The sequence below is a fragment of the Streptomyces sp. CGMCC 4.7035 genome, from assembly GCF_031583065.1.
GTDB classification, from domain to species: Bacteria; Actinomycetota; Actinomycetes; order Streptomycetales; family Streptomycetaceae; genus Streptomyces; species Streptomyces yaanensis.
Genome location: NZ_CP134053.1, coordinates 7718837 through 7731186, shown reverse-complemented (window position 1 = coordinate 7731186; position 12350 = coordinate 7718837). Strand labels below are relative to the sequence as shown.

The 12350-nt window shown below is 70.6% G+C and carries 13 protein-coding genes and 1 tRNA gene; 10 read left to right on the top strand and 4 right to left on the bottom strand.

Annotated elements, in window-relative coordinates; genetic code table 11:
• Nucleotides 1–29: 29 nt before the first annotated feature.
• The 3 genes from Q2K21_RS34005 to Q2K21_RS33995 form a co-directional block, all read right to left on the bottom strand.
• Nucleotides 30–761 (bottom strand): nucleotidyltransferase family protein, encoded by a 732-nt coding sequence (locus Q2K21_RS34005; RefSeq protein ID WP_310779402.1) that lies wholly within the window; start codon nucleotides 759–761, stop codon nucleotides 30–32.
• A 124-nt stretch (nucleotides 762–885) separates the two neighbouring features.
• On the bottom strand, nucleotides 886–1332 hold the full coding sequence (locus Q2K21_RS34000; protein ID WP_310779399.1) for a hypothetical protein: 447 nt from the start codon (nucleotides 1330–1332) through the stop codon (nucleotides 886–888).
• 206 nt (nucleotides 1333–1538) lie between these two features.
• Nucleotides 1539–2627 carry an ABC transporter ATP-binding protein gene (locus Q2K21_RS33995; protein ID WP_310779396.1) on the bottom strand — a complete coding sequence of 363 codons (1089 nt, stop codon included), beginning with the start codon at nucleotides 2625–2627 and terminating at the stop codon, nucleotides 1539–1541.
• A 245-nt stretch (nucleotides 2628–2872) separates the two neighbouring features.
• On the opposite strand from Q2K21_RS33995, the gene Q2K21_RS33990 reads away from it, so the two are divergent.
• The 3 genes from Q2K21_RS33990 to Q2K21_RS33980 all read left to right on the top strand — a co-directional run bounded on the left by Q2K21_RS33990 (nucleotide 2873) and on the right by Q2K21_RS33980 (nucleotide 4906).
• Nucleotides 2873–2946, top strand: a tRNA-Thr gene (locus Q2K21_RS33990).
• Between the two features lie 197 nt (nucleotides 2947–3143).
• Nucleotides 3144–4403: a phage baseplate protein gene (locus Q2K21_RS33985; RefSeq protein ID WP_310779394.1), complete on the top strand. Its 1260-nt coding sequence runs from the start codon at nucleotides 3144–3146 to the stop codon at nucleotides 4401–4403.
• A 53-nt stretch (nucleotides 4404–4456) separates the two neighbouring features.
• Nucleotides 4457–4906: a hypothetical protein gene (locus Q2K21_RS33980; protein ID WP_310779391.1), complete on the top strand. Its 450-nt coding sequence runs from the start codon at nucleotides 4457–4459 to the stop codon at nucleotides 4904–4906.
• 71 nt (nucleotides 4907–4977) lie between these two features.
• Here the strand turns inward: Q2K21_RS33980 and Q2K21_RS33975 are convergent, their stop codons facing one another.
• Nucleotides 4978–6642 carry an FAD-dependent oxidoreductase gene (locus tag Q2K21_RS33975; protein WP_310779387.1) on the bottom strand — a complete coding sequence of 555 codons (1665 nt, stop codon included), beginning with the start codon at nucleotides 6640–6642 and terminating at the stop codon, nucleotides 4978–4980.
• 218 nt (nucleotides 6643–6860) lie between these two features.
• Between Q2K21_RS33975 and Q2K21_RS33970 the strand changes: the two genes are divergently transcribed.
• The 7 genes from Q2K21_RS33970 (at nucleotide 6861) to Q2K21_RS33940 (ending at nucleotide 12308) form a co-directional block, all read left to right on the top strand.
• Nucleotides 6861–8021 (top strand): SchA/CurD-like domain-containing protein, encoded by a 1161-nt coding sequence (locus Q2K21_RS33970; RefSeq protein ID WP_310779384.1) that lies wholly within the window; start codon nucleotides 6861–6863, stop codon nucleotides 8019–8021.
• A 105-nt stretch (nucleotides 8022–8126) separates the two neighbouring features.
• Nucleotides 8127–8594 carry a cupin domain-containing protein gene (locus Q2K21_RS33965; protein WP_310779380.1) on the top strand — a complete coding sequence of 156 codons (468 nt, stop codon included), beginning with the start codon at nucleotides 8127–8129 and terminating at the stop codon, nucleotides 8592–8594.
• Nucleotides 8591–9859 carry a beta-ketoacyl-[acyl-carrier-protein] synthase family protein gene (locus tag Q2K21_RS33960; RefSeq protein WP_310779377.1) on the top strand — a complete coding sequence of 423 codons (1269 nt, stop codon included), beginning with the start codon at nucleotides 8591–8593 and terminating at the stop codon, nucleotides 9857–9859. Before Q2K21_RS33965 ends, Q2K21_RS33960 begins: the two co-directional genes overlap by 4 nt.
• Nucleotides 9856–11100, top strand: coding sequence for a beta-ketoacyl synthase N-terminal-like domain-containing protein (locus tag Q2K21_RS33955; protein WP_310779374.1), 1245 nt, complete (start codon nucleotides 9856–9858; stop codon nucleotides 11098–11100). The genes Q2K21_RS33960 and Q2K21_RS33955 overlap by 4 nt, the downstream gene beginning before the upstream one ends.
• 116 nt (nucleotides 11101–11216) lie before the next feature.
• Nucleotides 11217–11474, top strand: a complete 258-nt coding sequence (locus Q2K21_RS33950) for an acyl carrier protein (protein ID WP_310779372.1) — start codon at nucleotides 11217–11219, stop codon at nucleotides 11472–11474.
• A 1-nt stretch (nucleotide 11475) separates the two neighbouring features.
• Entirely contained in the window at nucleotides 11476–11955 is a 480-nt protein-coding gene (locus Q2K21_RS33945; RefSeq protein WP_310779371.1) for an SRPBCC family protein, read from the top strand.
• A gap of 20 nt (nucleotides 11956–11975) precedes the next feature.
• Nucleotides 11976–12308, top strand: coding sequence for a TcmI family type II polyketide cyclase (locus Q2K21_RS33940; RefSeq protein WP_310779367.1), 333 nt, complete (start codon nucleotides 11976–11978; stop codon nucleotides 12306–12308).
• Nucleotides 12309–12350 lie beyond the last annotated feature (42 nt).

Below are 12350 nucleotides of genomic sequence, written 5' to 3'. Positions count from 1 at the left end.
AGCGGAAAGAAGGCGGTGGGCGGTGGGCGTCAACGCCCGAGCGCCGCCAGCTCCTTCGCCGCCTCCGTGAGGTCCTTCGCCGTGTCGATGGCCCGCCAGTACGCGCCCTGCGGAAGCGGGAAACCGGCGAGGCGGCGTTCCCGGGCCAGGCGGGGGAACGTGGTGCGCTCGTGGTCGCCGCGCTCGGGGAGCATCTTGGCGAACTCGGGGGAGAAGACGTAGACGCCCGCGTTGATCTCGTACGTCGTCGGCGGGGCCTCGATGAAGTCCGTGATGTGGCCGAAGCCGTCCGTCTTCACGGCGCCCCAGGGAATGCGTGGGCGGGCCAGGGCGAGCGTGGCGACCGCGTCGCGCTCGGTGTGGAAGTCCGCCATGTCGCGCAGCGAGAAGCGCGTCCAGATGTCGCCGTTCGTCGCGTACCACGGCTTGTCGGGGTGGGGGAGGTGCTCGGCGGCGTACCGCAGGCCGCCGCCGCGTCCGAGCGGCTCCGTCTCGATGACCGTGGTGACGCGGACGGGCAGGTCGGCCGAGTCCAGCCACCCCTGCAGAACGTCGGCGAGATGGCCGCAGGAGACCACGACGTCCGTGACACCCTCTTCGGCGAGCCAAGTGAGCTGGTGGCCGATGATCGGGGTCCCGGTGCCCGGGATCTCCACCATCGGCTTGGGCCGGTCGTCGGTGTACGGGCGCAGCCGTGAGCCCTGGCCGCCGGCCAGGATGACGGCTTGAACGGGGCGCGAGGCGGCGTTCGGATCGGTCATGACCGAACTGTACGTCGCGCCCCGTGCGTGACTTCGGGCGGCAGGCGTCCACCGGCTTTCACCCGGTGGGCCCGCGGTGTCGGCCGCCTCCCGGGCCGCTCGGGGGCCCGGGGCCGAGGCCGCCTCAGCCGTGCCGTGTCGCCACGCCCGAGGCGAAGGACGTGTCGCAGACCGGGCGGGCGTAGGACTGGGCGCGCGAGGGGCCGTACACCCGGACCGCGGCGCGGCCCAGCGCTCGGGCGATGGACGCGCAGTGCTTCGCCAGCGACGGGCGGCCGTTGACGGCCTGCTGGAGGTGGGTGAGCGCGACGCCCGGGTTCTTCTCCTGGAGCTCCAGCAGGAGCTTGTCACGCAGCACGTCCTGCGGGGCGCGGGAGGCGGCGCGGGTGGAGACGTCTTCGGAGGAGGCGGCAAGCATCGAGCTCGAAGAGCTCCCCGACCAGTTGACGCTGGCGACCGCGAGGGTCCCGGACAGCACCAGGACGACGGGCAGAACGAGGGCGAGGGTGCGGCCGATCCGGCGGGCGGGGCCGCGGCCGCGCTGTGTTCGTGGAGTAGTGGAGTGCTTCACGCGAGTGAGGGTAGCGCGGGGTAGTGATTTGGCGACATTTAGTCACCGGTTCGGGGGATGAGGAAGCGGTGATTTCGGGGTAAGGGGTTGACGTACACCGATCGAAATACCCCTGTTTGCCGGGGTGTTTCTCGATAACGAAGAGGGCCCCGCGGCAGACCGCGGGGCCCTCTTCGTCAACCTGTCCCGTGGGAGAGGCGCTCGTCTCAGTCGGAGAGGCGCTCGCCCGTCGACGTCGAGAACACGTGGGTCTCACCGGAGCGCGGGACGACGTGCAGCGTGCTGCCCTTCTCCGGGACGTCACGGCCGCCGACGCGCACGACGAGGTCCTTGGACTCGGAACCGACCTTGGCGGTCCCGTAGACGAACGCGTCGGAGCCCAGCTCCTCGACCACGTTCACGGTGACCGCGACGCCCTGGTCGGAGTCGGCGCCGGCCACGTCGAAGTGCTCGGGGCGGACACCGACGGTGACCGTCTTGTCGGTGGTGCCGGAGAGCGCGTCGCGCTGGACCGGGACGACGCTGTTGCCGAACTTCACGCCGCCGTCGGCGATCGGGACCTCGATGAGGTTCATCGCCGGGGAGCCGATGAAGCCGGCCACGAAGAGGTTGGCGGGCTTGTCGTACATGTTGCGCGGGGTGTCGACCTGCTGGAGCAGACCGTCCTTGAGGACCGCGACCCGGTCGCCCATGGTCAGCGCCTCGACCTGGTCGTGGGTGACGTACACGGTCGTGATGCCGAGGCGGCGCTGGAGGCTCGCGATCTGCGTACGGGTCGACACGCGGAGCTTGGCGTCGAGGTTGGACAGCGGCTCGTCCATGAGGAACACCTGCGGCTCACGCACGATGGCGCGGCCCATGGCGACACGCTGGCGCTGACCACCGGAGAGCGCCTTCGGCTTGCGGTCCAGGTACTCGGTGAGGTCGAGGATCTTGGCGGCCTCCTCGACCTTCTGCCGGATCTCCGCCTTGTTGACGCCGGCGATCTTGAGCGCGAAGCCCATGTTGTCGGCGACCGTCATGTGCGGGTAGAGGGCGTAGTTCTGGAACACCATGGCGATGTCCCGGTCCTTGGGCGGCAGGTGCGTGACGTCGCGGTCACCGATGCGGATGGCGCCGCCGTTGACGTCCTCCAGGCCGGCGAGCATCCGGAGCGAGGTGGACTTGCCGCAGCCGGACGGGCCGACCAGGACGAGGAACTCGCCGTCCGCGATCTCGATGTCGAGGCCGTCGACGGCGGGCTTGGTGGAACCCGGGTAGATCCGGGTCGCCTTGTCGAACGTGACAGTGGCCATGGTGAATGGGCCCCCTTCACCGGCAGGAACGTGCCGGACGATCCGTTGTAAAGGTGGTGTCCACTACGGGGTTCCGTTGTGGTGTAGTCCACGAGAGCGAACTGGCTCAGGACGGTACCTGGCGTTTGCCTGCTCTGTCAGTACCCGAGGGACTGTGAACTTCGCGGAAATTTTCGACAGGGCTCGCCCGCGACCTGGGTACACTGCACGAGCGCACATGGGCACACTTGCCTCGCCCTGCGCATGCCTCCTTAGCTCAGCTGGTCAGAGCGCCGCTCTTGTAAAGCGAAGGTCGTCGGTTCGAATCCGACAGGGGGCTCTGTGCACACCGCGCTGACCTGGGTTTTTCCCGGGGAGGCGCTCAGTCGGCCTCGGACTCCTGGTCCGGGGCCGTTTGTGTGTGCGGTGCGTGAGCGGATCGGAGCGGGGGGTTCCGCACTCAACACAATGATCATGCGACACTTGCGCCGCCCCGAACATGACAGCACAGGAACGTGCGAGAAGGAGCGGCGTCGCGTGACCGTTGCAGGACAGATAGACATCGCGGGACCGGTGGGCAAGCTGCTCCACCGGCGCCCGCTCAAGAACAGCACCGTGATGCAGTCGTTCGGCATCGACCCGGTGTCCGGCGACATCTTTGTGCTCCAGTTGATGGAGGGGGGCCTGACCCTCACCGGTGAGTCCGGGCCCGTCGCCTACGACGACCGGAACGCCCACGGCGACATGTGCGTGACCCGCCTGAACCGGTCGGGCGCGATCGTCGGTTACATGTATCTGCGGGGATTCGGCCACGGCGTCAACATCGGCGTCGAGAACCGCAGCGGCGTCGTCCGCCTGTGGACCGAGACCGCGTCCACGCCCAACAGCAAGAACGAGGGCTTCGGCACCGCCATCACCAACTTCGACTTCCGGTCCGGGACGGTCCTGGACTACGGGTCCTCCCTGCACGCCACGCCGTACACCCCCGCGACGGGCGCTCTCTTCGTCACCCCCACCATCGACCGGAGCGCCAACGAGCTCATCGTGCGCTTCACCGTCAACAGCACGACGTACTTCGAGCGGTACGACCTGGCGAAGGCGGCGACGGGCGTCTTCGAGCCTCTCCAGCGCATCGCCCAGCCCACGGGCCTGGGGACGTTCCAGGGATACGCGTCCGACAGCGGCGTCCTGTACCTGCTCACCGGGGATAACGCCACCCTCAGTCCGCCGCCGGGCAACACCTACATCAGGGCCGTCGAGTGGGCCACCGGGAACATCCTGGACCAGCAGTTCATCACCGCCGCGCCGGGTCTCGAGTACCGCGAGCCCGAGGGCATGACCGTGGAAGTGGTGGGCGGCGTGCCGTACCTCCACTTCGGTTTCGCCTGTGAGGATCCCGGGCCGCGCACCTGCACCATCGTGTCGCTCTCCGGGGCAGCCGAGGTCGACGGCGTCAAGGTGCTCACCGACTGGCAGACGATTCCCCTCGCCTCCGGTGTCAGCGTCGACCAGAACGCCCCCAAGGGGCGGCTCATCAGTGTCAGCGGCGTCACGACGCTCCAGCTCAGCGGCGGGATCAAGGGCACTTTCAACGCCGACGCGGTCATCGGCACACTGCCCGACACGCTGTCCCCGAGCATGGAGACCCGCTGCAACGTCCCGCGCAACAACAGCGGCGGCTACTGCGTCGCCCGGGCCGAGGCCGGCACCGACCGCCAGCTGCGCCTGTACGGCGGGACCTCCACCAACGCCATCACCTGGGCGCAGCTCGACAACTTCAGCGCCGTCTGGCGCTGAAGCCGCCACCCTCCGCCATTCCGCACACGGCCTCGTCAAGGAGACCAACGACCATGTCCTACAACCGCCGTAGCATCCTCGGTGCCGCTCTCGGCCTGCCCGCCGCTGTCGCCGTCGGCAGCGTCGCCACCGCCACCCCCGCGGCTGCCGCGGCCGTCGACGCCACCGCGTGGGCCGATCTGGTGCTGGAGCCCGGCATCACCCCGCAGGCCGGTGCGACCCCGCAGGTCCGCACCGTCACCATCCTCGGCACCACCTTCCTCCAGGCCCGCGGCGCGATCACCTGCAGCCTCAGCGCCGACACCAAGATCGCCACGCTGCCGGCGTCCATAGGCCTGCCCACCTGGTACGTCCGCGCCACGACCCCCCGGAACAACAGCCAGGGCATCAACGCCTGCCGCTTCGAGGTGAACACCGCCGGCTCCGTGACCATCTACGGCGCCAACACCGGTAACCCGATCACCTGGGTCCAGTTCGACTCCATCCAGACGATCTGGCGCTAGTCATTCCGTCCAGGGTGGCTCCGGACCCCGGAAGCCGGAACCACCCGGCACCCCCCATCGGGTGAGCGGGCTCAGGCCGGCCCGAGGACCGTCGCCAGGACCTCCCGCAACGTCGCCTCCGGATCCGCCACGGCTCCCGGTGCCCGCCACGCGACGAACCCGTCCGGCCGCACCAGGACCGCCCCGTCGGTGGTCGTGCCGTGGACCTGCGCCCAGTCGGCCGCCGGGTGCCCGTCGCCGCCTGCCGTCCCGTCGTAGGTCAGCTCGGCGTCGGGGCCCGTGCCGATCCGGTACGCGTCGAGCCGTACCGCGTCGCGGTCGGCGATACGGCGGGCCGCGTCCTGCCACCCGGCCGTTCCCCGGGCGTCGCTGAGCAGCACCATGGAGCGTTCGTACAGGTCGAGTGTGGAGACCAGGTCACCGGAGCGGCGCAGCCACATGTGCGGGGCCCGGCTTCCCGGCTCGCCGGTCAGCCGGAACGCCTCGGGCACCACCGGCACGGCCGGGTCGGCGCCCACGACGGCGCCCTGCGGGTAGCGGTGGCCGAGGACGACGTTGAGAATGCCGCCCTGCTTGCCCGCCGGGGCCGTGCCGGGGGCCGGGGCGAAGCCGGGGTGGCTGTGTTCCACCGAGCGGGCCGAGGCGCGGGCACTGGTGGCCAGCGCCACCGGCCGGCGCTCGGTGTCGTAGGTCTCCAGAAGGCCGGGCCCGGCCCAGCCGTCCAGCACCGCGGCCAGCTTCCAGGCCAGGTTGTGGGCGTCCTGGATGCCGGTGTTCGAGCCGAACGCCCCGGTCGGGGACATCTCGTGGGCGGAGTCCCCGGCGAGGAACACCCGGCCCGCCGCGTACCGGTCGGCCACACGCTCCGCCGCGCGCCACGACGCCTTGCCGGTGATCTCCACGTCGAGGTCCGGGACACCGGTGGCCCGGCGGATGTGCCGCTCGCACCGTTCCTCGGTGAACTCGTCCAGTGTTTCGCCCCGTTCCGGGTGCCAAGGGGCGTGGAAGACCCAGTTCTCCTTGTTGTCGACGGGCAGCAGGGCGCCGTCGGCCTCGGGATCGGTGAGGTAGCAGCAGATGAAGCGCCGGTCGCCGACCGCGTCGGCGAGCAGCTTGGAGCGGAAGGTGACGCTCACGTTGGCGAACAGGTCGCCGGGGCCGGTCTGCCCGATGCCCAGCCGGTCGCGGACGGGGCTGCGCGGTCCGTCGGCCGCCACGAGGTAGTCCGCGCGGATGGTGTGGTCCGCCCCGGTGGCCCGGTCCCGTACGACCGCGGTCACTCCTTCGGGGTCCTGTTCGAAGGACACCATCTCCTGGCCGTACCTGAGGTCGCCGCCGAGTCGCCGTGCGCCCTCCAGGAGCACCGGTTCGAGGTCGTTCTGGCTGCACAGGCACCAGGCGGTCGGGCTGAACTTCGCGAGTCCCCCGCCCGGGTCGATGTGTTTGAACAGCCACTCGCCGGCGTCGCCGACGAGCGTCGGGGTCTGCAGGATGCCGTGGTTGTCCGCCAGGAGCGAGGCCGCCGTCTTGATGTCCGGCTCGATGCCGGCCACCCGGAACAGCTCCATCGTTCGCACGTTGTTGCCGCGTCCGCGCGGGTGGACGGAGGTTCCCGCGTGCCGCTCGACGAGGGTGTGCCGTACGCCGTGACGGCCCAGGAACAGGGACATGGACAGGCCCACCAGGGAGCCGCCGACGATGAGCACCGGAACCCGGTGGTCGGCTTCTTCGTGCATCGATGCCTCCAGAGGCTGAGGTAGAGCTGCGGGTGTGGGGCGCGCTGGAGTTTCCATGCCCTCTGGGAGCGGGTCCGCGGGCCCAATCACCCGCGTGGTTCATACGAGTCGCGCGCTTCCTGCGACCGGCACACGATCGAGGAACGCTGACGTCGCGTCACCCGCGGCCGACGTTGACCTCTGCCCCCGCGAATGACCGCGAAGGAGATGTGCGCAGGATGACCACAACGTCTGAACGTGTTTCAGAACCGGTGGCGCGACAGGTGTCGAAACGGGTCTCCCAGTCCGTGTTCGACGGCTCCAGGCTCCGTGTCGTCCTTCTGGTGGACGTCTATGACGGAGCCCAGCAGCAGTTCCTGGAAGCGTACGAACAGCTGTGCAATCAGGTCGCGTCCGTTCCCGGACATGTCAGCGACCAGCTCTGCCAGTCGATCGAGAATCCGTCTCAATGGCTGATCACCAGTGAGTGGGAGAGCGCCCCGCCCTTCCTCGCCTGGGTGAACAGCGAAGAGCATGTGCGGATGGTGCAGCCGCTGCACAGCTGTGTCCGCGACACCAGGTCGCTGCGGTTCCATGTCGTCCGCGAGACGGGCGGCGAGGCCTCGGCCGCCGCCGAGTCCGCGCAGCGCAGGCTCCAGACGTCTCCCCGGATCGGTGACGGCGTGATCCGCCACGCGCTCACCTTCACGGTCAGGCCGGGCAGCGAGCAGACCGTCGCGAAGATCCTCGCCGACTACGCCTCGCCCGAGGCACGGGTCGACGACACGACGCGGCTGTGCCGCACCACCCTGTTCATGCACGGCAACCGGGTCGTGCGGGCCATCGAGGTGCGCGGCGACCTGCTCGCCGCGCTGCGCCACGTCGCCCGGCAGCCCGAGGTACGGGCCGTCGAGGAGGCCATCAACCCGTACCTGGAGCAGGAGCGGGACCTGGGCGACCAGGAGTCCGCTCGGGTCTTCTTCACCCGGGCGGCGCTGCCCGCCGTCCACCATGTGACGGCGGCTCAGGAGTGCCCGGAGGCGGAGCGGCACGCGCTGTACTACCCGGCCCGCCCGGGCTGCGGCATGCGGCTCGCCCGGCTGCTCGCCGAACAGGACGAGGCGGCGGCGGACGACCCGCGCAGCCCGGTCTGCAGCAGCACGATCTTCCAGCGCGACGACGTCGTGGTGCGGCTGATCGACGTCCGGGGCGGTCTCGACGCCGACCCCGTCCTGTCCCTCGGCCTCCAGGACCCCGCGCAGGCGGCCGAGCTGACGACCCTCCTCGACGGCGCCGCCGTCGGTGCGGACGGCTCTGCGCTGAAGAGCGGCGACCCCGCGCGCTTCCTCAGGCTCGCCCGCATGGAACTCATCACCGACCGCCGGTCGCCCGACGCCTGACCGGCATCCACTGGCTGGGGCGCGCCCCGGGGGCGCACGAGCCCGTTCCGCAGCCCGCGGCGGCCACGCCCCCATGTCGACGCAAGCCACCATCGGAGGAACGACGTGATCAAACCCCGTCCCAGAATCGTGGATCTCAGCGAGATCGATCCCAACCGCAGGCGCGGAGGCGATCTGCGGGCCATGCTCACCCCCGCCACGGTCGGCTCCACCAGCGGTTTCATGGGCGTGGCCATCGTGCAGCCCGGCGACCGCATCGGCGAGCACTACCACCCGTACTCCGAGGAGTTCGTGTACGTCGTCTGCGGGAAGCTGGAGGTGGACCTGGACGGCGACCCGCACCCGCTGCGGCCCGAGCAGGGGCTCATGATCCCCGCCTATATGCGGCACCGCTTCCGCAACGTGGGTGACGAGGAGGCCCGTATCGTCTTCCACCTGGGCCCGCTGGCCCCGCGCCCGCAGCTCGGCCACGTCGACACCGAGGAGACCGATGCCGTCGCGGTCGCGGTGAGCGCGGAAGGAGCCGAGGCGGGCGGTGCCCGCCCGGCCGACCGAGGTCAGGTCCGTTCATGACCCGGCGCGTGGCGGTCACCGGCATAGGCGTCGTGGCGCCGGGCGGCATCGGCGTTCCGGCGTTCTGGGATCTGCTCGCCAACGGCCGTACCGCGACGCGGGGCATCACCTTCTTCGACCCGACCGGCCTCCGCTCGCGGATCGCCGCCGAGTGCGACTTCGACGCGGCGGCTCACGGACTGGACCCGGAGCAGATCGAACGCGCCGACCGGTACATCCAGTTCGCGCTGGTCGCGGCCGAGGAAGCCGTACGGGACGCCGGCCTCGACGTCGCCCGGGAGGATCCCTGGCGGATGGGGGTCTCCCTGGGCACCGCGGTCGGCGGCACCACCCGTCTGGAGCACGACTACGTCCTGGTCAGCCACGGCGGGCAGCGCTGGGACGTGGACCATCGCGAGGCGGGCCCGCATCTGCACCGCGCGTTCTCGCCCAGCACGCTCGCCTCGATGGTGGCGGAGCGCTTCGGGGCCCGCGGGCCGGTGCAGACCGTCTCCACGGGCTGCACCTCGGGCCTCGACGCGGTCGGGTACGCCTTCCACACCGTCGAGGAGGGCCGGGCCGACATCTGCGTGGCGGGCGCGTCGGACTCGCCGATCTCACCGATCACCATGGCCTGCTTCGACGCGATCAAGGCGACCTCCCCGAACAACGACGACCCCGCGCACGCCTCCCGCCCCTTCGACAACAACCGTGACGGGTTCGTCATGGGCGAGGGCGGCGCGGTGCTCGTCCTGGAGGAACTGGAGCACGCCCGGGCCCGGGGCGCGCACGTGTACTGCGAGATCGGCGGCTACGCCACCTTCGGCAACGCCTACCACATGACCGGTCTCACCAGTGAGGGCCTGGAGATGGCCCGGTCGATCGAGGTGGCGCTCGACCACGCCCGCCTCGACGGCTCGGCGATCGACTACGTCAACGCGCACGGCTCGGGCACCCGGCAGAACGACCGCCACGAGACCGCCGCGGTGAAACGGGCCCTGGGCCACCACGCCTACGACACGCCCATGAGCTCCATCAAGTCCATGGTGGGCCACTCCCTGGGCGCGATCGGGGCGATCGAGGTCGTGGCCTGTGTGCTGGCCATGGCCCATCAGGTGGTACCGCCGACCGCGAACTACGAGACCCCCGACCCCGAGTGCGACCTGGACTACGTGCCACGCGTCGCCCGCGAGCGGAAGCTGAACAGCGTGCTCTCCGTGGGCAGCGGGTTCGGCGGCTTCCAGTCCGCGGTGATCCTGACCCGGCCGAGGGAGAGGACACCATGAGCGCACCCCACGTCCGGCGCGCCGCCGTCACCGGAATCGGCGTCGTCGCGCCCAACGGAACGAGCATCGACACCTTCTGGAAGTCCACCCTGGAGGGCATAAGCATCCTGGACCAGGTCACTCGCGAAGGCTGTGAGCACCTGCCGCTGCGGGTGGCCGGCGAGGTCCGCTCCTTCGAGCCGTCGTCGGCGGTCGAGGAGCGCTACCTCGTCCAGACCGACCGGTTCACGCACTTCGCGATGGCCGCGGCCGACCTCGCCCTGGAGGACGCCCGGCTCGGCCAGGCCGACATCGCCAGCTCGCCGTTCTCCCTGGGCGTGGTCACCGCGGCCGGCTCCGGCGGCGGTGCGTTCGGGCAGCGGGAGTTGCAGCGGCTGTGGGGGAAGGGGAGCCGTTTCGTCGGTCCGTACCAGTCCATCGCCTGGTTCTACGCGGCCAGCACCGGACAGATCTCCATCCGCCGCGGGTTCAAGGGTCCCTGCTCGGTCGTCGCCGCCGACGAGGCCGGCGGCCTGGACGCCCTCGCGCACGCCGCGCGGGCCGTCGGGCGCGGCACCGACATGATCGTGGCCGGCTCGACCGAGGCACCCCTGGCCCCCTACTCGGTGGTCTGCCAGCTCGGCTACGAGGAGCTCAGCACCGCCGAGGATCCCGCGCGCGCCTACCGTCCCTTCACCGCGGACGCCTGCGGGTTCGTGCCCGCCGAGGGCGGCGCCATGCTCGTGGTGGAGGAGGAGGCCGCGGCCCGTGACCGGGGCACCCGCGTCCGGGCCACCCTCGCCGGACACGCGGCGACGTTCACCGGGGCCTCCCGCTGGGAGGACTCCCGGGAGGGCCTCACCCACGCGATCGGCGGCGCCCTGGACGAGGCCGGCTGCGCCCCCGAGGAGATCGACGTCGTCTTCGCCGACGCCCTCGGCGTCCCCGAAGCGGACCGCGCCGAGGCGCTGGCGATCGCCGACGCGCTGGGCCGGCACGGCAGGCGCGTGCCCGTCACGGCGCCCAAGACGGGCATAGGCCGCGGCTACTGCGCGGCGCCCGTGCTGGACGTCGCGGCGGCGGTGCTCGCGATGGAGCACGGCATGATCCCGCCCACCCCCAACGTCGTCGACATCTGCCATGACCTCGACCTGGTGACCGGCCGCGCCCGCGCCGCCGAGCTGCGCACGGCGCTGGTCCTCAGCCGGGGACTCATGGGGTCGAACACGGCGCTCGTGCTGCGGCGCGGCGCCGCTGAGTGAGTCGGAGCCGGCCACGCCCCGGCAGGGGCATGTCGATGCGGCGCGCCCCAAAGGCGAACGACCGATAGAGCGACGCCTCACAGCGAGGCCGCCCTGGAGCAAAGGAGAGGAACCGCATGAGTGACCGAATCACCGTGGAAGAACTGGCCGAGCTCATGAAGAAGGCCGCCGGAGTCACCGTCGCCCCGCAGGAACTGCAGCAACGGTACGACTCCGGCTTCGACGCCCTTGGCATCGACTCGCTCGGCCTGCTCGGCATCGTGGGCGAGCTGGAGAACCGGCACGGCACGCCGATGCCGCCCGATGCGGAGCGTTGCAAGACGCCCCGACAGTTCCTCGCCCTCGTCAACACCACCCTTATGGCAGGAGCCTGACATGGCCGGACACACGGAGAACGCCATCACCATCGCCGCGCCGGTGGACCTCGTCTGGGACATGACCAACGACCTGGAGAACTGGCCGCGGCTGTTCAGCGAGTACGCGTCCGTCGACATCCTGTCCCGCGAGGGGAACCGGACGACCTTCCGGCTGACCATGCACCCCGACGAGAACGGCACGGTGTGGAGCTGGGTCTCGGAACGGGAGACGGACCGCGACACGCTCAGCGTCAAGGCCCGCCGCGTCGAGCCCGGACCCTTCGCGTACATGAACATCCGATGGCGGTACGAGGAGGTCCGCGAAGGCACCCGGATGGTGTGGACACAGGACTTCGAGATGAAGCCGGACGCACCGGTCGACGACGCCTGGATGACCGACAACATCAACCGCAACTCCAAGGTCCAGATGGCCCTGATCCGGGACCGGATCGAGAAGGCCGCCACCGAGCACCGGCCCGCGCCGGCCCTGACGGACTGAACCGGACCGAGGACAGGCCCATGCACCAGGAACTGATCGTCGCCCGTATGGCCCCGGGGTCGGCCCCGGACATCGCCAAGCTGTTCGAGGAGTCCGACCGGGGAGAACTGCCGCACCTCGTCGGGGTCGCCCGGCGCAGCCTTTTCCAGTTCGGCGACGTGTACATGCACCTCATCGAATCCGAGCGGGAGCCCGGCCCCGCCATCGCCAAGGTGGCCGGGCACCCCGCCTTCAAGGACATCAGCGAGCGGCTCTCGGCGTACGTCAGCGCGTACGACCCCGCGACCTGGCGCTCCCCGAAGGACGCGATGGCGCAGTGCTTCTACCGCTGGGAGCGGGACGGCACCGCCTGAACCGCCCACGCGGCCACCGGTCGCCGGGCCCGCGGTGGACGC